Source organism: Curtobacterium sp. GC_Cur_3 (genome assembly GCF_026544205.1).
Taxonomy (GTDB): Bacteria; Actinomycetota; Actinomycetes; order Actinomycetales; family Microbacteriaceae; genus Curtobacterium.
On the sequence record NZ_JALNUI010000006.1, the window covers coordinates 113,590 to 134,220 of the forward strand.

Below are 20,631 nucleotides of genomic sequence, written 5' to 3' on the forward strand. Positions count from 1 at the left end.
TCGCGCGTGTACCAATACGATCCGAGCACGCCGGGGATTCTCGGCCAACTCTTATGTTCCGGCACCCGACCGGACACGAACACTGGGGGAACCCGTGCACCGCAGCACCGCCTTCGTCCGACGCGCATGCGCCGTCGGCACCGCCACCGCGCTCGTCGGTCTCACGACCGGCTTCGGCGTGATGACCGCGACCACCGCCTTCGCAGCCGAGGGGACCGCTGCGGACACCGCCGTCACGGCGCCGGCCGTGCCGGGCACCAGCGCGACCGGCACCAGCGCGACCGGCACCGACGCAACCGACCCGAGCCTCCCGACGGACGCTGGCACGCCGGCTCCCGCGGGCACCGATGCCGCGACCCCGGCACCGACGGCTGACCCGACCACGGCGCCGACGACTGACCCGACCACGGATGCCCCGACTGCTCCGATCACCTCGGCCCCGACCGCCGGCCAGGAGCCCACGGCACCGGTGACGATCGCTGCGGCGCCCGCGATCACCATCGACGGCCAGGCGAAGATCGGCTCGAAGCTCACTGCCGAGACCGACGGCGGTGTGAAGTACGCCTGGAGCATCGACGGCACCGTCGTCGAGACGCGGAACGTCTACACCCCGACCGACGTCGCGCTCATCGGCAAGACCGTCGTCCTGACGATCACAGACGTCATCACCGGCGAGACGAACTCGACCTCGACCACCCCGATCCTGCCGAACCCGGCGTTCGCGGACGCGACCACCGCCGACGCACCACTCGCGCTGTCCGGCACCGCCGGCACCGCGTTCTCGCACACCTTCGCGGTCACCGGCACGCAGCCCGGTGACGTCACCTACGCGGTGACCTGGTCGGACCCCGAGCAGGCCGACCCCGAGGACCCGACCTACACGCCCGACCTGCAGCTCCCCGACGGCATCACGCTCGACCCGGAGACCGGCGTCCTCTCCGGCACGACCGAGACCGCCAGCTACTACGACTTCGCGATCACCGCGACGAGCCAGGGCGTCTCGACGACCCAGTACGTCGAGCTCACCGTCGAGGCCGCGGCACCGTTCGGCGTGCAGGTGTTCTCGATGGACAAGGCCGACTTCACGAAGTACGCCATGGGCGACGCGGACGGCACCTACACCAGCTGGATCATCGACACCGACGGTTCGGTCCTGACCGACGTCACCACGACCACGACCACCGACGACGGCGGCACCTACGACGAGGTCATCACCCCCGGCGGGACCGTGACCGTCAAGCAGGGCGGCACGCTGATCGTCAACGGCGGCGTCGTCGACCGGTTCGGCAACCAGATCACCGACGACGAGGGCAACGGCGCGCCGATCGCGATCACGTCGGACGTCGCCTCCGACATCGTGGCCCCCGACCCCGATCTGGGCGACTTCATCAGCGGGTTCTACAACGTCACGTTCCCGCACGCGTCCACGCACCGTCTGACCGTCTCGTCCGAGGACTTCTCCACGGCGTTCGACGTCTCGGTCGTGCCGACCGCGGTCACCCCGCCGGCAGCGGTCCCGCCGGTCTCCGCCCCGGTCGCACAGCCGATCGGGACCGTCCCGGCGCACGTCGTCACCACGGCGAAGGTCCACCGCCTCGCCTACACCGGCACGGACTCCACGAACGCCCTGCCCTGGGCGCTCGCGATGCTCCTCGCCGGTGCCGGCCTGGTCGGCTTCCGCACCCTCCGCCGCCGCGCCCAGCGCTGACGGCCCCTCCTGGTCGCGTCGGGTTCCCGCCTGACGCGACCGGGAGGCCCCTCCCGCGGCCCCGTCCGACCGGTCACCGGTCCGACGGGGCCGTTCTGCGCGTCCCCGGCCGTCGCCCCGCCCGGTCGGTACCGTTGGCGCCATGCCCACACTGCTGCACATCGACTCCTCGGCCGACCTCGCCCACTCCCGCTCGCGCGCCCTGACCGCCGCGTTCGCCGACGCCTGGCGCGCACGGGGTCCTGAGTACACGGTGGTTCGCCGCGACCTGCACACCGACCCGCTCCCGCACCTGGAGACCTCGGCGCTGCACTGGGCCGCCGCGGACCGCACCGACGAGGAGTCCGTCGACCCGCAGGCCGAGGCCCTGCGCCAGGCGGTGATCGACGAGCTCCTCGGTGCCGACGTCGTCGTGATCGGTGCGCCGCTGTACAACTACACGGTGCCGTCGACCCTCAAGGCCTGGATCGACCGCGTGCACATCCCGGGCGTCCTCGCACCAGCGGCCGAGGGCGATGCGCAGCCCCTCGCCGGTCGGCCCGTCGTGACCGTCGTCAGCCGCGGCGGGACCTACGACGTCGGCACCCCGACCGAGCACTGGGACCACGGCTCCCCCGTGCTCGAGATCGTCCTCGGGCGCGCGCTCGGCATGCGCCAGTACCCGATCACCGTGAGCGCCACGCTCTCCGACAGGCTGCCCGCGCTCGCGCCGATGGCCGACCACGCCGCAGCCGAGTTCCACGATGCGCGGACGACGCTCGAGCGCCTGGCGACGACGCTCGGCTGATCAGGCGAGACGGACCTCGCCGCGGCGGCCGAGCAGGTCCGCGTGGAAGGCCGTCTGGGTCAGCGCGCTCGCGAGGAGGAAGCCCCGCATCGACGCGATCCCACCGCTGAACGGCACGCGGGACGCGACCTCGAACAGCGTCGGGTCCTCCAGCCCGTCGAGGGCCGCGGCGACGTGGGCGCTCCGCTCCTCCCGGTGGCGTGCGAGGGTCCGGGCGCGGGACACCACGTCGCGGAACCGGTACTCGTGCCCCGGGCAGACCTCGAGGTCCGCGTACCCGTCGAGCCGCGCCAGGGACGCCAGGTAGTCACCGAGGGGGTTCGTCGCCGTCCAGCCGCCGAGCCCGAGCCCGGAGTTGATCCGCGGCAGCACGTGGTCGCCGGTGAACAGCAGGCCGTCGGCCTCGTCGACGAAGCACAGGTGCCCTCCGGTGTGTCCGGGAGTCCACAGCGCCCGGATCGTCCTGCCGGGGATCGGGAGCACGTCGCCGTCGTCGAGCAGCAGGTCGGCCCACGGCGGTTCAGCGGCGCCGAGCCCGATCTGCCGCCCGGTCCCCCACGCGGCGCTCAGGCCGGCGCGGAACTCCTGCGGCACACCCCACGTGGCGATGTCGGCCTCGTGCCGTGCGGCGTCCTCGCGCTCGTGGTCCAGCGCGTGCACCTCGAGCGCGTGCATCGCCAAGCGGGCGCCCGAGGCCCGACGGAGCGCCGCGGCCGCCCCGAGGTGGTCCGCGTGCAGGTGCGTCACGACGACGAGCCCCACGTCCGAGAGCGCACGGCCGATGCTGCCGAGCCCGGCGGTCAGGACGTCGAGCGCACCGTCGTCGCTCCACCCCGGGTCGATGACCGTGAGCGAGCCGTCCGAGCCCTCGACGACGTAGACGAGCGTCGCGTCGGGCACACCCCCGCGGAACGGGACGGCGAGCGTCCAGACGCCCGGCCGGACCTCCTCGACGGGCGGCAGCTCAGCCGCGGCGAGCGCTGCGGCCTGCACGGCGCTGATCGGGACGGGTGCCGGGGCAGCCGGCGGCGGGGACGGACGGGTCGACACCCGGCCACCATAACGACCGGACGGCCGACGACGAGCCCGACCCGAGCCTCCAGGCCGGCGATCGCGTCCCGGAGGGCGTGGACACCTGGCCTCCCCGTCCACCGCGTTCTCCCCACCGGTCCCCCGCTCCACGACCGTTCCACTTCCCGTCCGTGACGGATCTGGTCGGCGGTCCCCGGGAATCGCGAACCCGATCCGTCACGGCAGAATCCGAACGGGAGCAGGCGGTGGCAGGGGCAGGGGCAGGGGCAGGGGCAATCGCGTTTCGTTCGTGACGGATCTGGCCAGCGATCCCCCCGGAATCGCGAACCGAGTCTCGTGTCCGTGACCGCGGGTAGACAGGACGCATGGAGATCGCACCGATGCTCGCCAAGGCCGTGCCCGACGTCCCGGACCCCGACAGCGTGAAGGGCGGGCTGCGGTACGAGCCGAAGTGGGATGGCTTCCGCGGGATCGTGACGATCGACGGGGACGACGTGGAGATCGGCAGCCGCGGTGCGAAGCCGCTGACCCGGTACTTCCCCGAGCTCGTCGAGGCCTTCCGGGCGCAGTTCGGCGGACACGGTCACCCGGTCGTGCTCGACGGCGAGGTAATCCTGCGGGCCGGGGATCCGGGGCACGAGAAGCTCGACTGGGAGGCGCTGTCGCAGCGCATCCACCCGGCGGCCTCGCGGATCGCGAAGCTCAGCGCGGAGACGCCGGCGCAGTTCGTCGCGTTCGACCTGCTCGCCGCCGACGGTGAGGAGCTCGTCGACCTGCCGTTCGACGAGCGGCGCAGGCGGCTCGAAGCCCTGTCCGACGACTTCGCCGACCCGCTGTTCGTGACGCGGACCACGCTCGACGTGGACGTCGCACGCGGGTGGCTGACGACATTCGAGGGCGCCGGGCTCGACGGCGTCGTCGCGAAGCCGCGCAGCCGGGCCTACGAGCCGGGGAAGCGCTCGATGCTCAAGGTCAAGCACCACCGGACCGCCGACGTCGTCGCGATCGGGTACCGCGTCCACAAGAGCGGCAGCGGGGTCGGTTCGCTGCTCGTCGGGCTGTACGGCGACGACGGCGAGGTCCGGCAGGTCGGCGGCGTGTCCGCCTTCTCGGACAAGCGCCGGCTCGCCTTGGTCGACGAGCTCGACCCGGTGGTCGTCAAGGACGCGGACGGGAGGCCCGTCACCGGTGCCGGCGAGAAGTCGCGGTTCTCGTCGGGTCGCGACACGTCCTTCGTCCGGCTGGCGCCGGAGCTGGTGCTGGAGGTCCGGTACGACCAGATGGAGGGCGACCGGTTCCGCCACACGGTGCAGTTCGAGCGGTGGCGGCCGGACCGCGAGGCCACCTCGTGCGGGTTCGACCAGCTCGAGGTGCCGGCCGCCTACGACCTGCGCGACGTCCTGTCCTGAGCGCACTTGTCCGTTCTGCGGGCGGACGTGTCCGATAGTCGAAAGTAGTTAGGCGAACTAGTGACTGCGTGGAATGATCGTCTCCAGCGGCACTCGTCGGGAGTGCCAGCAGATCGGAGCGGATCGACATGAGCAGTGCAACACTTGTCCGTCACTCGCAGCGCCACCCGTTCAGCGAGCTGCGTGAGGCTCGTCACCAGCGGGCCCTGCAGATCAGCGCCGTGATCAGCGGCATCGCCGGGGTCACCGCCACCGCGCTCGCCCTCGTCACGATCGGCCTCGGCGCATGATCGTCGACGGCATCACCGACGCCCACCGCGGCACCTGGTCCAAGCTCACCCGGCTGCACACCGCCACGGTCGTGCTGCCGATGCACACGACGCTGATCGACGCGGTCGACGCACGGCCCGAGGTCCCCGGGGTCTGAGCGCTCGTTCCGCTCAGGCCTCCCCCCGCTGAGGCCTTCTGGGCTCAGGCCTTCTTGGCGCGGGAGGGCTGGACGCGCGGCGGCTCCCCCGGCATCTTCGGGAAGTCCGGCGGGAACGGCAGCTCACCGAGGCCGTTCTCCAGGTCCCGCTCCCACCACGCCAGGAGCGGCGCGATCGACGCGGGCTCCGCGCCCATCGCCTCCCACGGGTCCCCGACGGTCGCCAGTCGTTCCGGCATCGTCAGGATCGTGAACGTCGTCGGGTCGGCGGCCCGTAGCTCCTCCCACCGCAGCGGCGCGGACACCGAGGCGTGCGGCAGGGCACGCGGACTGTAGGCGCCGGCCATCGTCCGGTCACGGTTCGCCTGGTTGAAGTCGACGAAGACGCGCTCTCCGCGCTCCTCCTTCCACCAGGCGGTCGTCACCTGGTCGGGCATGCGGCGCTCGAGCTCCCGTGCGGCGGCGATCACCGCGTGCCGGACGTCGAGGAACTCGTGCTCGGGCTCGATCGGGGCGAACACGTGCAGCCCGCGGTTGCCGCTCGTCTTGATCCACGCGGTCAGTCCGACCTCCGCCAGCACGTTCCGGAGTTCCTCGGCCGCGGGCACCGCGTCGTGGAAGTCGGTGCCCGGCTGCGGGTCGAGGTCGATGCGGAGCTGGTCCGGGTGGTCGCTGTCCGACGCCTTCGAGGCCCACGGGTGGAACACGACGGTGTTCATCTGCGCTGCCCACACCGCCACCGCGGGCTCGTCGAGCACCAGCTGCGGGTGCTTCCGGGCGCTCGGGTACGTGACCGTCACGGAACGGACGTAGTCGGGGGCGCCCTTCGGCGGGTTCTTCGAGAAGAACTGCTCGCCGTCGACGCCGCCCGGGAACCGCTGCAGCGACAGGGGCCGGTCGCCGTTCGCCCGGACGAAGGCGTCGCCGACCGTCACCAGGTACTGCGCCAGGTCGAGCTTCGTGATGCCGGCGTCCGGCCAGAGCACGCGGGATGGACTGCTGATCCGGACCTCCCGGTCGCCGTCGGGCCCGGGTACGGTCAGCGTCGTCGCTTCGCTCGCCATGCTGGGGAACCTACTCGGCGCTCCGTGTGCGTGCGTCGCGCGGGTGCTCCGTGCGTCCGTCACGCGGGCGGCGCGGCAGGATGGGCGGGTGAGCGCGTACATCGGGGTCGACCTGGCCTGGGGGCTCGGGACGCCGACGCGTCGCCCGAACGAGACCGGGCTGGCCGCGCTCGACGACGCGGGCCGGGTCCTCGACGCCGGGTGGGCCCGCGGCGTGGACGAGGTGACCGCCTGGGTCGCGTCACACCTCGGCCCCCGCACGCTGGTCGCCGTCGATGCGTCGCTCGTCGTGACCAACCCCACGGGGATCCGCGAGGCCGAGCGGCAGGTCGGGCAGCGCTACGGCCGGTGGAAGGTCGCGGCGAACCCGACGAACCTGGCCTCGGCGGCGAGCGCCGGCGCGCAGCTGCTCGATCGGCTCACCGCGCTCGGGGTGACCTACGCCTCGGACACGACCGGGATGCGGGAGCGCACGGGGCCCGCGGTCTTCGAGTGCTACCCGTACACGACCCTGGTCGGCGTCGAGGAGCTCGGCTACGACGACGAACGCCCGCGCTACAAGCGGCTCGACACCGCGTTGCCGGCACCCACCGCCAGGGCCCGCCGCGCCGTCGCGTTCGACGAGCTCGTGCGACGCCTCCGCGAGACACCGCTCGACCCGCCCCTGCACCTCGACTCGCACCCCCTGACCGCCGGGCTCGCCGAGACCTCCGGGGTCCACGGTCCGACGCACAAGCACCGGGAGGACCTGCTGGACGGCGTCCTGTGTGCCTGGACCGCCGCGTTCTGGGAGCGGCACGGCGACGAGCGAGTGCAGGTGCTGGGAGGTGATCCGAGCCTCCCGTCCGACCCGGTGGACGAGGCGGGCCGGATGCCGACGATCGTGACGCCGGCACGCGCGTCGCAGCGGCGGCCCCGCGGCTAGTCTTGACCGGTGAGCGCCACCACCGAACCCCTGCGCATCGGGCTGGTCTCGCTGCACACCTCCCCCGGCGACGAGCCGGGCTCCGGCGAGGTCGGCGGGATGAACGTCGTGGTCCGCCACCAGGCCGAGGCACTCGCGGACCGCGGGCACCACGTCGAGATCATCACCCGGCGCTCGTCGCCGACGCAGCCCGACTCCGTGTCGCTCGTGCCCGGCGTGTGCCTGCGCTTCCTCTCGGCTGGGCCAGCGGAGCCCGTGCCGAAGGGCGAACACGACGCCTTCATCGAGCCGTTCCGCCACGAGCTCGCCGCGCTCGGGCCGTTCGACGTCCTGCACTCGCACCACTGGTTCTCCGGCGTCGCCGCTCTGCCCGTCGCCCGCGAGCGGCACATCCCACACGTGCAGTCGTTCCACTCCATCGCCGCCGACTCCACCACCCCGCTGTCCGAGGGCGAGCGCGCCGAGTCCGCCGGGCGGATGACCGGCGAGGCGATGCTCGCGCGCGACTCCGACGCCGTCGTCGTCGTCAGTGAGGCCGAGGCGCACACCGTCCGCTCCCGGCTCGGCGGGCGCTCGTCTCGTGTGTGGATCGTGCCGCCGGGGGTCGACGGGTCCGTCTTCCGTCCCGCCGCCGTCGGTGCGCGCCGCCCTGCGGCTCCCTACGTCGTCGCCGCCGCACGCGTCCAGCCGCTCAAGGGGCTCGACCTGGCGATCGAGGCGATCGCCGGCATCTCCGAGGAGGCCCGGCCCACCCTGGTCATCGCGGGCGACTCCTCGAGCGAGGCCGGCGACCACATGGCCGAACTGCAGGAACTCGCCGCCGCGCACGGCATCGCCGACCGGGTCACGTTCATCGGGCCGCAGTCGCGTGCCGACCTCGCCCTGGTGTTCCGCGGAGCCTCGGCCGTGCTGGTGCCGTCGCACTCGGAGACGTACGGACTCGTCGCGCTCGAGGGCTCCGCGTCCGGGGTGCCCGTCGTCGCCGCCGCTGCCGGTGGGCTCCGCGAAGCCGTCCTCGACGGGGAGACCGGCGTCGTGCTCGAGTCCCGTGACCCGAGCGTCTGGGCCGCCGAGATCGAGCGCATCCTGACCGAGCCGGAGTACGCCCGCGGGCTGTCGGCAGCGGGCCGTGAGCACGCTGAACGGCTCAGCTGGGAGCGGTCCGCCGCCGGGCTCGAGCAGGTGTACCGGCGGGTGCTCGGGCGTTCGGAGTGAGCGGGCTCGGGTCGGGCGGGCTCGGCGGGTTCTGGGACGCGCTCGACGCGGTGCCGGTCGCCTCCGACGCGGAAGCGCTGTACTCCGTGGACACTGCGGACGGGCTGCTCCGTCGGGAGAACCTGTCGCGGTACCTCGACGCCGTCGGCCCCGGTGCCGACACGCTGCTCGTCGCGGAGGCACCGGGCTGGCGCGGCATGACGAACACGGGCGTGCCGTTCACGAGCATGCGGGAGCTCGGGCCGCAGTACCTCGTGCCGCCGGCGCCGACCGCCCCGTGGGAGGCGTCGTCCCGCGTCGTGCACGCGGCACTCGCCGAGTGGCAGGGGCCGCTCCCCGTGGCGTGGGCGATCTTCCCGCACCACCCGTTCGTCCCCGGGGACCGACTGACGAACCGCACGCCGCGGCCCGCCGAGGTCCGCGCCGGAGCGCCCGTCGCGCTCGCGCTCATCGCTGCGCTCGGGGTCCGGCGCGTGGTCGCCGTGGGGCGCAAGGCGCAGGGGGCGCTCGCGTCCGCGGGCATCGAGGCCGTAGCCGTCCGGCACCCGGCGCAGGGCGGGGCGCGGCAGTTCACGGAGCAGGTGCTGGCGCTGTCGCGGGCGTAGGCGCGTTCGCGTTCGCGCTGCCGCCGAGACAGGGGTGTCTCGCGTCGCGCACGACGGGCTTCATCGAGACGCCGGTGTCTCGCGCGTCGGGGTCGTCCAGACGCCGGTGTCTCGCTGAGACGCCCTCCTGACGCCGAGACGCCGCAGATTTCGGCGGCGTCTCGGTAGCGAGGAGGCGTCTCACGCAGACAGGGGTGTCTCGCACGCAGGCCTCGGCGAGACACCGGCGTCTCGGTCTCCTGCCGAACGCCGGCGTCTCACGCGTGAAGCTCGTCGAGACGCCGGTGTCTTGCTGAGACGCCCTCCTGAGTCCGAGACGCCGCAGTTCCCGGCGGCGTCTCGACGGCGAGGAGGCGTCTCAAGCAGACAGGGGTGTCTCGCGCCCGAGAGTCATCCAGACGGGGGTGTCTCGCGCAGACGGGGGTGTGTCGCGCGGGCGGGAGTGTGGGCGCAGCGAGCCCGGGTGCGGGCGCCGGGTCAGGCGGAGCGGACCTCGATGTCCTTCGCGGCGAGGGCGTCGGCCACGTGTGCCGGCAGGCGGGTCGCGGCGTACACGGTGCGGAGTGCGGGGAGGTCGATCAGGTCGTCCCAGTTCTGCGGGTCGAAGCGGTCGTCGGTGCCCTCCCACCCGGGGTGCACGTCCTGCAGGACCTCGAGCGCGGAGTCGACCGTGAGCTCCGTGACCAGCGCGAGGTGGGACGGCAGCAGGTCGAGGTCGTCGTAGTACTCGCGGGCGCGGTCGTCCTGGCCTTCGACGTCCAGGTCCTCGTCGGTCTCGTCAGCGGTGTCGGCGTCGTAGGGCTCCAGCACGCCGAGGTCGTAGCAGAGCACGTCGAGCACGAGCAGCTTGGCGTTGAAGTCCGCGAACTCGACGGGTTCCTCGGTGGTGTTCGACTCGTCGTCCATGCAGCGGATCGTAGCGGGCTGTCGGCACGTCGTCCGGTTTCGGGCAGGACACGGCGGTGTTGCAATCGCGGGCCAGAACCCTGTGAGACTCGACAGGGAAGCGATCGTCGGGAACAGTGTGTGCATGGCCACCACGAACACCGAACGCCCGTCCACGGAGCAGCCAGCGCTCCGACGGGTCATCGGCCCCAAGCTCCTGCTGCTGTTCATCATCGGGGACATCCTCGGCACGGGCGTCTACGCCCTCACCGGTCAGGTCGCCGCGGAGGTGGGTGGAGCAGCGTGGCTCCCCTTCCTCATCGCCTTCTCCGTCGCCCTGCTCACCGCGTTCTCCTACCTGGAGCTCGTGACGAAGTACCCGCAGACAGCCGGCGCCGCGCTCTACGTGCACAAGGCGTTCGGCGTGCACTTCGTCACGTTCATCGTCACCTTCATCGTGATGTGCTCGGGGATCACCTCGGCATCGACGGCGTCCCGGGCGTTCGCCGCGAACCTCGGCGTCGGCTTCGGCCTGGAGCTGCCGAACACGGTCGTGATGCTCATCGCGATGGGCTTCATGCTCGCGGTCATGCTCGTCAACTTCCGCGGGGTGAGCGAGAGCGTCAAGACGAACGTGGTGCTGACCCTCGTCGAGCTGAGCGGGCTCGTGATGGTCATCCTCATCGGGTTCTGGGCGATCGCGGGCGGCAACGCGGACTTCTCCCGCGTGGTGATGTTCGAGACGCCCGAGGACAAGAGCCTGCTGCTCTCGATCTCCACCGCGACGTCGTTGGCGTTCTTCGCGATGGTCGGCTTCGAGGACTCGGTGAACATGGCCGAGGAGACCAAGGACCCCTCGCGCATCTTCCCGAAGGTGATGCTGACCGGCCTCGGCATCACCGCCGTGATCTACGTGCTCGTGTCCATCTGCGCGGTCGCCGTCGTGCCCATCGGTGAGCTCGCCGGCAACGAGACGCCGCTGGTCACCGTCGTGCAGACCGCCGCGCCGGACTTCCCGATCGGCAACCTGCTGCCGTTCATCTCGATGTTCGCGGTCGCCAACACCGCCCTGATCAACATGATGATGGCGTCGCGACTGCTGTACGGGATGAGCAAGCAGGGCGTCCTGCCCGGGTTCCTCGCGAAGGTGTCCCCGACCCGTCGCACGCCGTCCACCGCGATCGTCTTCACGACGCTGATCTCCCTGGCGCTGATCGGGTGGGTGTCCCTCAGCCCGGACTCCCCGATCGTGGTCGTGCTCGGCGGCACCACGTCGCTGCTGCTGCTGTCGGTGTTCGCCGTCGTCAACCTCTCGGTCCTGGTGCTGCGCCGGGACAAGGTCGACCACCGCCACTTCAGGGCCGGCGTCGTCATCCCGGTGATCGGCATCGTCACCTGCCTGTGGCTCGTGCTGCCGTTCTCGTCCGGACGTGACATCGAGCAGTACCAGATCGCCGGCGGACTGCTGGGGCTCGGCATCCTGCTGTGGGCCGTGACGTGGTTCACCCACGGTCGGAAGCAGGCCGGCAAGCCGCCGACGGGCGTGGTCACGGAGCCGACGAAGGTGGTCCACCAGGACGGCCACCGCGACTGACCGCTGGACACACGCAGAGCGCCCGGATGACCCCCGGACCGGGGCATGTCGAGGGCGGCCGTTCCCAGGCCGCCCTCGTACCCTCGTCCTGGCACCCGGACGGAAGGACCCGAGCATGCGCCGTGTCGGCATCACCCTGGCATCGGTGTTCGGCGCGGGGATCGTCGCCGTCGGCATCGGTGTCGTCGTGCTGGTCGTGATCGCGGTCAACTCGCTCTCGGGCAACGGCAGCTCGGTGGCCACGCCACGGGCCGTGACGTGTCCGGCGGTCGCGTCGAGGACCGTCGGCGGGATCGTCGTCCCCGCCGGCCCCGTCGCCGGGTACTGCCAGGACCGTCTCGTGAACGCCGCGTCGGTGATCCAGGCGGCACGGGCGCTCGGCATCGGGCCGCACACCCAGGCGGTGGGCGTGATGACGGCGATCGGTGAGTCCGGGCTGCAGAACCTCGACCACGGGGACACGGTCGGGCCGGACAGCCGCGGACTGTTCCAGCAGCGGGACAACGGCGCGTGGGGCACGTACGCGGACCGGATGGACCCGTACACCGCTGCGTCGATGTTCTACGCGAAGCTCGTCAAGGTCCCCGGGTGGAAGACGATGACGCCGACGCAGATGGCCCACGCCGTGCAGGTCAACGCCGACCCCGACCACTACGCGCGGTCCTGGCCGGCGGCGAAGGCGATCGTCGAGGGGCTGACCGGCGAGACCGTGCCGGACACCGCCCCGCAGGGCTGACCCGGACGGACCCGGCTGGCCTCACGCCGCGGCCCCGGTCACCTCGTCGTCGTCGAGCTCGACCATCGACGCACCGCCGTCGTGCACCACGACCTGCCCGCGCAGCCGGACGCGGTGCTCGGAGAAGACGCACACCATGGCGTCGACCCATTCCCAGTCGACCGGGGACAGCTCCGTGGTGGTCGGGCGTTCCCACGCGAGCACGACCTCTTTCGCATCGACCTGCTCGACGAGGTCGGCCACCAGGGCGCCGAAGTCCTCGACGTGCTCGTCAGGCTGCCAGGGCAGGTCGGCGATCGGGATCACGAGGCGGATGGGCACGGCGTCGGCGCCGAGGAACAGCACCCAGCACTGTCGGCGGACGGGGCGTTCGAGGAGTGCGACGACGAGGTCCACCACGTCGTCGTCGGTACGGACTGCGGTTCGCTCGAGTCGGTCGAGCACGTCGGTGTCTGGCATGCCTCCACGCTCGCGGACGGCAGCCCCCCGGAGCAGGCCGACCACGAGAACTGTGGACAACCGACCGCACGGCCGCGCCTGTGGACGAACCGCCGAAGAGCCCAGCCGGCAAGCGGCCGCGCCCTAGATCCCCAGCGTCACCGCACTGTCGACGAGCAGCAGCGCCGCGAAGAACACCGCCACGACGGCCACGAGCCCGGTCACCGCGACGGGCCACGCCACACGACGCCGCACCAGGCGCATGACGCTCACCACGACGGCCAACGCCACGATGAGCGCGACGACCACCGGCCCGGCGTACACGACGACCCCGCCGAGCGTCTCGTCACACCGGTTCCCCGGAGCCGAACACGAGTGGAAGCCGAGCGAGAGGAACACGATCCCCCACGCGACCCCCAACCCAGCCGCCGTCGCGATCGTGAGCACGGCGATGGTGGCGACCATGTCCGCGACGCGACGCCCGCCGACCAGGGGCTGACGAGCCTCCCGTCCGGCGGTGGACGCAGCCGCGTCCGGAGCGGACAGCCGCGTCGGCATCAGCGGACCCCGCCGGACGGCCGCTGCAGGCCGGAACGGCGCTGGTGCCGCACCTCGCGGAGCGGCAGGGCACGGACGGACGAACGCATGGCCCCAGCATGCCCGCCGGGGCCACCGCCGGTCAGCGAGTGCCCCCTGGACCGGCGTCTCCCGGACAGCTGGCCGTGTCGGTATGGTCGGGGCATGGCCGCTCGGACCCGAGACCACGAACCCCCCGCAGCCCCGGCGTTCGCCGCCGTCGTCCTCGCGGTGATCGCGCTCGTCCTCGGGTGTCTGGTGCCCGCCGAGTCGATCGTCCGGCACTGCGTCCTCGGTGCCGTGTTCGGCCTCACCGCCCTGGCCAGCGCGTGGCGGGCGATCAGCATCTCCGGTCGTCGGCGCGCGCCGCGGGCCTGGTCGTGGGTCGCCGTCGTCGTCGCCGGCGTGGGGCTCGCGATGCTGCTCTACCAGGTGCTCGAGATGGTCTCCGGCGGGGCGCTGCCGCGGCCCTTCTGGTCCCCGTACGCGACGCACTGAGCGCGCAGGACTGTGCACAGGACTGAGCCCGTGACCGCGAACACACCGAAGACGAGCACGACCGAGCACGAACCTCGTCCGAGGTGCATCCTGGCCGGGTGACAACGACGCCGCGCCCCACCCTGTTCCGTCGCAAGCCGATCGAGGAGATCGACGACGACACCGGGGGCGAGGGCGGCCTGCAGCGGCACCTCGGGCTGTGGCAGCTCACCGCGATCGGCATCGGTGGGATCATCGGCGCCGGCATCTTCACGCTCGCCGGCACGGTCGCCCACGGCGTCGCGGGCCCGGCCGTGCTCATCTCGTTCCTCGTCGCCGGGGTGGCCAGTGCCGCGGCCGCGCTGTCGTACGCGGAGTTCGCCGGGATGATCCCGAAGGCCGGCAGCGCCTACACGTACGGCTACGCGGTGCTCGGCGAGATCGTCGGGTGGTTCATCGGCTGGGACCTGCTGCTCGAGTACACGGCGATCGTGGCGGTGGTCGCGATCGGCATCTCCGGCTACGTCGGGTTCCTGGTCGGCCAGTTCGGCGTCGACCTGCCCGCGTGGATGCTCGGCGCACCCGGGACCGGCGACGGGCACGTGGTCGACGTCTTCGCGATCCTGCTCTGCCTGCTGACCGCGTTCGTGCTCACCCGGGGCATCCGCAGTGCCGCGCGGTTCGAGTTCGTCGCCGTCGGCATCAAGGTCGCCCTGGTCGTCCTCATCGTCGTGCTCGGGGTGTTCCACATCGACAGCGCCAACTACGACCCGTACTTCCCGTTCGGCTTCGGCGGCGTGATGACCGGCGCCGCGACGGTCTTCTTCGCCGTGTTCGGCTACGACGCCATGTCCACCGCCGCCGAGGAGTCCGTCGACGCCCGGAAGCACATGCCGAAGGCGATCCTCCTGTCCCTCGGCATCTCGATGGTGCTCTACGTCCTCGCCACGATCGTGCTGACCGGCATGCAGAAGTACACGGAGATCGACCCGGCGTCGGGGTTCTCGTCGGCGTTCGCGTCGGTCGGGCTCGGTGGCGTGGCGAACGTCATCGCGATCGGGGCCATCGTCGGCATCGTCACCGTGCTCGTGACGTTCATGCTCGGCGCCTCGCGGGTCTGGTTCTCGATGAGCCGCGACGGCCTGATGCCGGCGTGGTTCGCGAAGACAGACCCCAAGCGGCACGTGCCGACCCGGGTCACGTGGATCCTCGGCATCGCGGCAGCGGTCCTGGCCGGGGTCCTGCCGATCGGCGTGGTCGCGAAGCTGACGAACATCGGCATCCTGCTGGCCTTCGTCGTCGTCTGCACCGCCGTCGTCGTGCTCCGCTACACCCAGCCGGACCTGCCGCGGCAGTTCAAGCTCCCGCTGATGCCGATCGTGCCGGTCATCGGCGTGATCGCGTCGCTGTGGCTCGTCACGTTCCTGCAGTGGGAGACGTGGGTGCGCTTCGCGGTGTGGTTCGCGATCGGGCTCGGTGTGTACTTCGGCTACTCGCGGAAGCACAGCAAGCTGGCCGACAAGGCCTGAGGCCGCCCCGGGGGCACAGCACGCTGACCGAGGAGGCCAGACGCTCCGCGCCGGTCAGCGCCGGTGCTTGCCCTCGGCAGCCGTCGGGTCGGCGAGCGGGTGGTTGCGGAACCAGCGCAGCAGCTCGCGGGGCCGGCTGTGGTCGGCGCTCTGGTCGCCCTGCGCCAGGAAGCCGCTGAAACCGTCCGGGGTGCCGTTCTCCTCGGAGCGGTCGTAGGCCATGGACCACTCCGGGAAGCGCCGGGTGTGGATGGACTCCTCGACCAGCAGCGAGACGTCACCGTGGCGCTGGTCCGCGAGGATGCGCGAGTACGTCGCCATCACGGCGTCGTAGGGCCCCTCGAGCAGCTGCATGAAGCGGCCGGCCCGGTGCACGAGCATGCCGGACAGCCCGTCGACGGTGTTCCGCTCGCGTGAGTACGCGAGCACCTCCTCGAGTTCGTCGTCGTCGAACTGCTCGACGGCCGAGCTCATGTAGACCAGTGACTGCAGCATGGTGCTCCTCCCTGACGGACCTCCCCTGAGCCTGCCTCGTCTGTCCCTGCCACGACAGCCCCTGTCCGGGGTGCGTGGCACGATGGGCGTGTGCCAGCTGCCCCGATGATCGACGCCGTCGACGTCATCCGCTTCGTCGGGCCCCAGACGTTCGGCCGCGCGCGGGACATCGTCCGCCGCGGACTCGTCGAGGACGCCACGGCTCACGAGGACGGCTCGATCACCGCCACGGTCGCCGGTTCCGCTGACGTCCCCTACGACGTCCACGTCGACACCACGGTCGCGCGCGGCGAGTTCGTCCGCCCCGTCCGGTCCCGCTGCACGTGCCGGATCGGCGGCGAGTGCAAGCACGTCGCCGCCGCGCTCCTCACCATCAACGCCCGAGCGGTCGCCGCCCACGCCGGCCCCCGGTCCGAAGCCCCGGTCGCGTCCACCACGGACTGGAGGCACGAGGTCGCCCGCCTCGCCGGTGACGCCGACGAGCCGGTCACCACCGCCACCACGACCCCGCTCGGTCTGCAGTTCGAGCTCCGCGACGCCGTGCCGGCGCGCATGGCCGCGCGGGCCCGAGCCACTGGACGGGCCCTCGCGGCACCGTCGCGCTCCGTCCGGCTCGGCGTCCGGCCCGTCACGCGGAGCGGCGCGGGCAACTGGGTGCGGGGGCAGCTCACCTGGGGCACGCTCCCCTACTCGATGAACCGGCTCGGGCTCTCCCCCGAGCAGCACGGCTGGTTCCTGCAGTTCGCCGCGCTCCACCGTGCCGGCCAGCTCGCGGGGCTGCCCGGGGAGAGCGACTGGATCCACCTGGACGACTTCCAGAGCCCGCTGCTCTGGCCGCTGCTGCGCCAGGCCCCCGGCCTCGGGGTCGCGTTCGTCACCGGGAAGCGCGAGGGCGGAGTGGCCCTCGGCGCCGACGCCCGGGTGCTGCTCGACGTCGCGCGGTCCGACGCCGGGCTCGTCATCGGCACGAGCGCCGTGCTCGACGGCCGACCCGCAGCCGACGGTGCCGCGCGGCTCATCGGGGACCACGGCGTGTACGTGTTCCGCGAGTCACCCGAGTTCCACGTCGACCTCGCACCGACGCCCGACCCCGTGCCCGACGACCAGCGCCGCATGCTCGTCGAGGGCTCCCGCATCACCGTCCCCACGGACGAGGTCGACGAGTTCCTGGCCGACTGGTCCCCGCGGCTCCGCGGGGCGCTCGGGCTCGTGAGCTCTGACGGCTCGATCGAGCTGCCGGAGCGGACGCCGCCCGAGCTCGTCCTCACGGTGACGTTCGAACCGGCCCGGGCGCCGCGGACCGACGACGTCGCGCACCTGCAGTGGCGCTGGCACGTCGACGGGCGCAAGGACCCGGTGTCGATGCACGGCCCGCTGCCCGACCTCCGGACGGTGCTCGCTGCGGACGACACCGCGCCGACCGACGCCGACGCTTCGGACGTGGACGCGGATGCCGCGGTGCCGGCCACGGCGGGACCGGCGGCCGACGACGCGGGGCGGGGCGAGCCTCCCGTCGGTGTCGGAGCCGACCACGCTCCTGCCGGACCCGGCGGCGGGCTCGACTGGTTCCAGGACGGCACCGTCGAGGGCGCCGACGTCGCAGTCTTCGCGACCGAGCTGCTGCCGGCCCTGGCCGACCACGGCATCCGCGTCGTGGTGCAGGGCGAGCGGCTCGACTACGAACGCCTGACCGGACGGCCGCACATCCGCGTCACGACGATGCCGTCCGACAAGCACGACTGGTTCGACCTCGGGATCTTCGTCAGCGTCAACGGCAAGCAGATCCCCTTCACGCCGCTGCTCCGGGCGCTCGCCAAGCGGGACCGGCGGATGAAGCTCATCGACAACTCGTACCTGTCGCTCGCCGACCCCGCGTTCGACCGGCTCAAGGAGCTCATCGAGGAAGCCCGCGAGCAGGACGAGTGGGAGCCGTCGCAGACGATGACGGTCACGCCGCTGCAGGCCGGGCTGTGGTCCGAGTTCGACCAGCTCGCGGACGAGACCGACCACGACGCCCGCTGGCAGGACATCGCCTCGCGGTTGCTCGACGCATCCCCCGAGGCCGACCTCGCGGTGCCGTCGACCGTGCACGCGGACCTGCGGCCGTACCAGCGGTCCGGGTACGCGTGGCTGTCGTTCCTGGTGGCGCACGGGGTCGGCGGGGTGCTCGCCGACGACATGGGGCTCGGCAAGACGCTGCAGGCGCTCGCGATGATCGCCGACCGACGGGCCTCGCACCCGGACGGCCCGCCCTTCCTCGTCGTCGCACCGACCTCCGTCGTGGGCAACTGGGCGCTCGAGGCCGCCCGGTTCGTCCCGTCGCTCCGGGTCGCGACGATCGAGACGACCTCGCTGAAGCACCCGTCGCTCGTCGCCCGTGCCGCCGCGGACGCCGACGTCGTCGTGACCTCGTACGCGCTGCTCCGGCTCGACGCCGCTGCCTACACGGAGCAGCGCTGGTCGGCGCTGCTCCTGGACGAGGCCCAGTTCGTGAAGAACCCGCAGTCGCAGACGCACCGGGTGGCCGCGGAGCTCCAGGCCCCCGTGAAGATCGCGATCACCGGGACACCGCTCGAGAACGGGCTGACGGACCTCTGGGCGCTGTTCTCCATCGTCGCGCCCGGGCTGCTGTCGTCGTGGACGCGGTTCGGCGACGACTACGTGAAGCCGCTCGCGTCGCCCGACCTCCGTGGCGACGCCCGGTCCGAGCTCACCGCACGACTCCGTCGCCGGATCCGGCCGCTCATGCTGCGCCGGACGAAGGAGAGCGTGGCGTCCGACCTGCCACCGAAGCAGGAACAGGTCGTGCGGGTGACGCTCGACCCCGCGCACCGTGAGGTGTACGAGCGCACGCTCAACCGGGAGCGCCTCAAGGTGCTCGACCTCATCGACGACCTCGACCGCAACCGGATGATCGTGTTCCGGTCCCTGACGCTGCTGCGGATGCTCGCGCTCTCCCCCGCGCTCGTCGCGGACGGCGACACCTCGATCCCCTCCGCCAAGCTCGACCTGCTGCTCGACGAGCTCGAACAGCTCGCGGCCGAGGGGCGTCGTGCGCTCGTGTTCAGTCAGTTCACGTCGTTCCTGCGCCTCGTCGCGGCGGCCCTCGACGCGCGCGGCATCGGGTACGACTACCTCGACGGGTCGACACGGCAGCGCACGAAGGTCATCGACCGCTTCCGCACCGGCACCGCGCCGGCGTTCCTCATCTCGCTCAAGGCCGGCGGGTTCGGGCTCACCCTGACCGAGGCCGACACCGTGTTCGTGCTCGACCCGTGGTGGAACCCGGCGGCCGAGTCGCAGGCCGTCGACCGGACCCACCGCATCGGGCAGACCCGCTCCGTCAACGTCAACCGCCTGATCGCGGAGGACACCATCGAGGAGAAGGTCCTGGCGCTCGCGGCCCGCAAGGCCAAGCTGTTCGCGACGATGATCGACGATGACGCCCTGTTCGCGGACGACCTGACCGCCGAGGACGTGCGTTCCCTGTTCGACTGATCAGCGGCGAGATGCAACATCCGGAGAGTTGGCGGCGGCGGGCGGAGGCGTCCTAGCGTCGGCGCATGCTCCTTCTCGATGCACCGCCGACCGCTGCTCCTCTCGATGCCCCCGACCGCGCCCGTGTCGTGCGCTCAGGGAGGGGGATGTCCTCCGTCCTCCGTCTGCCGAACGGCGCCGAGGTCCCACTGTCCGGGATCACCGCCGGCATGTACTACCCGCCGAACTACCTCGAGGACCTCCGCGCGGGCAGGCTGTGATCACCCTCGACGCGAACGTGCTGATCGCGAGGTGCAACGAAGCGGACGTCAGCCACCTCCGTGCCGTCGATGTGATCGATCACCATGAGTGGGACGAGTTCCTCACGAGTGCGGTCACGCTCGCCGAAGTCCTCGTGCGACCGACGAAGGACGACTGGGTGACCGTCTGCCAGGAGTACCTGCGGTCGATCGCAGTGTTCGTCGTCCCTGTCGAGGAAGACGACGCACTCGGCATCGCTGACCTCGCGGCCGAGCACAACCTGAAGTCTGCCGACGCCGTGATCCTCCAAATGGCGATCACCACGAGCGAGGCCCTCGTGACGTTCGACAAGCGTCTCGCCAACGTGGCCAGGGCGGTGGGGTTTCCCGTGATCACCGATGCGCCCGACTCGATGGCGGACTGGGCAGCACCGTGGTGCTCAGCCGAGTGAGGTAGTCCACTCCGCGGTCGTGACGACGTCGGCCTGCCGCGGGAACACCTTCTCCAGCAGCACCCGGTGCACCTCGGGGTCGCCGTCCGCGCAGGCGTCCGCCAGCACCGTCAACCCGAAGTCGAGGTCCGCCGCCTGCCGCAGCGTCGACAGGACGACCCCGCTCGTGGCGATGCCGGCGAGCACGAGGTCGCGCACCTCGAGCCCACGGAGCAGCACCTCCAGGTCGGACCCGGCGAAGGCACTCACACGGAGCTTCGTCACGACGATGTCGTCGTCGCCCACGCCGAACGCAGCGTGGACGTCCGTGGCGCCGGGTGCCTGCGAGCCCATGCGCGCACGCATGCCGCCGAACATCCGGTTGGACGCGGCGACCTCGGGAGCGCCTCGGCGGAACGCCACCCGGACGAACACCACCGGGATCCGTCGCTCGCGCGCGGCCGACACCGCGGCCGTCGCGGCAGCGAGGGACTCCTCGCTGCCGAGACGGTCGACGATGCTGTTCTGGTAGTCCATCACCAGGAGGGCAGTGCCAGCCAT

General features: G+C 71.9%; 22 protein-coding genes. 15 read left to right on the forward strand and 7 right to left on the reverse strand.

The features are described from left to right. Nucleotides 1-94 precede the first annotated feature (94 nt). Both OXR63_RS04805 and OXR63_RS04810 read left to right on the forward strand, forming a co-directional pair. Nucleotides 95-1,708: a putative Ig domain-containing protein gene (locus tag OXR63_RS04805; RefSeq protein ID WP_267420449.1), complete on the forward strand. Its 1,614-nt coding sequence runs from the start codon at nucleotides 95-97 to the stop codon at nucleotides 1,706-1,708. A gap of 142 nt (nucleotides 1,709-1,850) precedes the next feature. After that, nucleotides 1,851-2,495 carry an FMN-dependent NADH-azoreductase gene (locus tag OXR63_RS04810; RefSeq protein WP_267420451.1) on the forward strand — a complete coding sequence of 215 codons (645 nt, stop codon included), beginning with the start codon at nucleotides 1,851-1,853 and terminating at the stop codon, nucleotides 2,493-2,495. On the opposite strand, the gene OXR63_RS04815 is transcribed toward OXR63_RS04810, so the two are convergent. Then, a complete protein-coding gene (locus tag OXR63_RS04815) occupies nucleotides 2,496-3,545 on the reverse strand; it encodes an MBL fold metallo-hydrolase (protein ID WP_267420453.1) in 1,050 nt (349 codons plus the stop codon). Nucleotides 3,546-3,892: 347 nt separating this feature from the next. On the opposite strand from OXR63_RS04815, the gene OXR63_RS04820 reads away from it, so the two are divergent. The 3 genes from OXR63_RS04820 to OXR63_RS04830 all read left to right on the forward strand — a co-directional run bounded on the left by OXR63_RS04820 (nucleotide 3,893) and on the right by OXR63_RS04830 (nucleotide 5,363). Further along, nucleotides 3,893-4,936, forward strand: coding sequence for an ATP-dependent DNA ligase (locus tag OXR63_RS04820; RefSeq protein WP_267420454.1), 1,044 nt, complete (start codon nucleotides 3,893-3,895; stop codon nucleotides 4,934-4,936). Nucleotides 4,937-5,064: 128 nt separating this feature from the next. Continuing rightward, nucleotides 5,065-5,226 carry a hypothetical protein gene (locus OXR63_RS04825; RefSeq protein WP_175481348.1) on the forward strand — a complete coding sequence of 54 codons (162 nt, stop codon included), beginning with the start codon at nucleotides 5,065-5,067 and terminating at the stop codon, nucleotides 5,224-5,226. Further along, complete coding sequence (locus OXR63_RS04830) at nucleotides 5,223-5,363, forward strand: hypothetical protein (RefSeq protein ID WP_267420455.1); 141 nt, start codon at nucleotides 5,223-5,225, stop codon at nucleotides 5,361-5,363. Before OXR63_RS04825 ends, OXR63_RS04830 begins: the two co-directional genes overlap by 4 nt. A 44-nt stretch (nucleotides 5,364-5,407) precedes the next feature. Here OXR63_RS04830 and ligD read toward each other — a convergent pair whose 3' ends face one another. Further along, entirely contained in the window at nucleotides 5,408-6,427 is a 1,020-nt protein-coding gene (gene ligD, locus OXR63_RS04835; RefSeq protein ID WP_267420456.1) for a non-homologous end-joining DNA ligase, read from the reverse strand. 88 nt (nucleotides 6,428-6,515) lie between these two features. Here ligD and OXR63_RS04840 point away from each other — a divergent pair, with 88 nt between their 5' ends. From OXR63_RS04840 to OXR63_RS04850, 3 genes are read left to right on the forward strand one after another with little or no spacing between them, the layout of a single operon-like run. Next, nucleotides 6,516-7,352, forward strand: coding sequence for a DUF429 domain-containing protein (locus OXR63_RS04840; protein ID WP_267420457.1), 837 nt, complete (start codon nucleotides 6,516-6,518; stop codon nucleotides 7,350-7,352). A 9-nt stretch (nucleotides 7,353-7,361) separates the two neighbouring features. Continuing rightward, nucleotides 7,362-8,567 carry a glycosyltransferase gene (locus tag OXR63_RS04845; protein ID WP_267420458.1) on the forward strand — a complete coding sequence of 402 codons (1,206 nt, stop codon included), beginning with the start codon at nucleotides 7,362-7,364 and terminating at the stop codon, nucleotides 8,565-8,567. Next, nucleotides 8,564-9,172: a uracil-DNA glycosylase gene (locus OXR63_RS04850; protein WP_267420459.1), complete on the forward strand. Its 609-nt coding sequence runs from the start codon at nucleotides 8,564-8,566 to the stop codon at nucleotides 9,170-9,172. The genes OXR63_RS04845 and OXR63_RS04850 overlap by 4 nt, the downstream gene beginning before the upstream one ends. 477 nt (nucleotides 9,173-9,649) lie before the next feature. Here the strand turns inward: OXR63_RS04850 and OXR63_RS04855 are convergent, their stop codons facing one another. After that, entirely contained in the window at nucleotides 9,650-10,078 is a 429-nt protein-coding gene (locus OXR63_RS04855) for a DUF6892 domain-containing protein (protein WP_267420460.1), read from the reverse strand. 124 nt (nucleotides 10,079-10,202) lie between these two features. Between OXR63_RS04855 and OXR63_RS04860 the strand changes: the two genes are divergently transcribed. Both OXR63_RS04860 and OXR63_RS04865 read left to right on the forward strand, forming a co-directional pair. Continuing rightward, a complete protein-coding gene (locus tag OXR63_RS04860; protein WP_267420462.1) occupies nucleotides 10,203-11,651 on the forward strand; it encodes an APC family permease in 1,449 nt (482 codons plus the stop codon). 115 nt (nucleotides 11,652-11,766) lie between these two features. Next, nucleotides 11,767-12,387 carry a hypothetical protein gene (locus OXR63_RS04865; protein ID WP_267420464.1) on the forward strand — a complete coding sequence of 207 codons (621 nt, stop codon included), beginning with the start codon at nucleotides 11,767-11,769 and terminating at the stop codon, nucleotides 12,385-12,387. 21 nt (nucleotides 12,388-12,408) lie between these two features. Here OXR63_RS04865 and OXR63_RS04870 read toward each other — a convergent pair whose 3' ends face one another. Continuing rightward, nucleotides 12,409-12,846, reverse strand: a complete 438-nt coding sequence (locus tag OXR63_RS04870) for a hypothetical protein (RefSeq protein ID WP_267420466.1) — start codon at nucleotides 12,844-12,846, stop codon at nucleotides 12,409-12,411. Between the two features lie 123 nt (nucleotides 12,847-12,969). Continuing rightward, nucleotides 12,970-13,290 carry a hypothetical protein gene (locus OXR63_RS04875; RefSeq protein ID WP_267420467.1) on the reverse strand — a complete coding sequence of 107 codons (321 nt, stop codon included), beginning with the start codon at nucleotides 13,288-13,290 and terminating at the stop codon, nucleotides 12,970-12,972. A 276-nt stretch (nucleotides 13,291-13,566) separates the two neighbouring features. Between OXR63_RS04875 and OXR63_RS04880 the strand changes: the two genes are divergently transcribed. Both OXR63_RS04880 and OXR63_RS04885 read left to right on the forward strand, forming a co-directional pair. After that, entirely contained in the window at nucleotides 13,567-13,899 is a 333-nt protein-coding gene (locus tag OXR63_RS04880; protein WP_267420468.1) for a hypothetical protein, read from the forward strand. A 98-nt stretch (nucleotides 13,900-13,997) separates the two neighbouring features. Then, entirely contained in the window at nucleotides 13,998-15,407 is a 1,410-nt protein-coding gene (locus OXR63_RS04885) for an amino acid permease (protein WP_267420469.1), read from the forward strand. 54 nt (nucleotides 15,408-15,461) lie between these two features. Here OXR63_RS04885 and OXR63_RS04890 read toward each other — a convergent pair whose 3' ends face one another. After that, nucleotides 15,462-15,902 carry a BLUF domain-containing protein gene (locus OXR63_RS04890; protein ID WP_267420470.1) on the reverse strand — a complete coding sequence of 147 codons (441 nt, stop codon included), beginning with the start codon at nucleotides 15,900-15,902 and terminating at the stop codon, nucleotides 15,462-15,464. A 90-nt stretch (nucleotides 15,903-15,992) separates the two neighbouring features. On the opposite strand from OXR63_RS04890, the gene OXR63_RS04895 reads away from it, so the two are divergent. From OXR63_RS04895 to OXR63_RS04905, 3 genes are all read left to right on the forward strand, one after another. Then, complete coding sequence (locus OXR63_RS04895; protein WP_267420471.1) at nucleotides 15,993-19,400, forward strand: DEAD/DEAH box helicase; 3,408 nt, start codon at nucleotides 15,993-15,995, stop codon at nucleotides 19,398-19,400. A 65-nt stretch (nucleotides 19,401-19,465) separates the two neighbouring features. Beyond that, nucleotides 19,466-19,660, forward strand: coding sequence for a hypothetical protein (locus OXR63_RS04900; protein ID WP_267420472.1), 195 nt, complete (start codon nucleotides 19,466-19,468; stop codon nucleotides 19,658-19,660). Then, entirely contained in the window at nucleotides 19,657-20,091 is a 435-nt protein-coding gene (locus tag OXR63_RS04905) for a type II toxin-antitoxin system VapC family toxin (RefSeq protein ID WP_267420474.1), read from the forward strand. Before OXR63_RS04900 ends, OXR63_RS04905 begins: the two co-directional genes overlap by 4 nt. Here OXR63_RS04905 and OXR63_RS04910 read toward each other — a convergent pair. After that, complete coding sequence (locus tag OXR63_RS04910) at nucleotides 20,080-20,631, reverse strand: cysteine hydrolase family protein (protein WP_267420475.1); 552 nt, start codon at nucleotides 20,629-20,631, stop codon at nucleotides 20,080-20,082. The genes OXR63_RS04905 and OXR63_RS04910 overlap by 12 nt on opposite strands.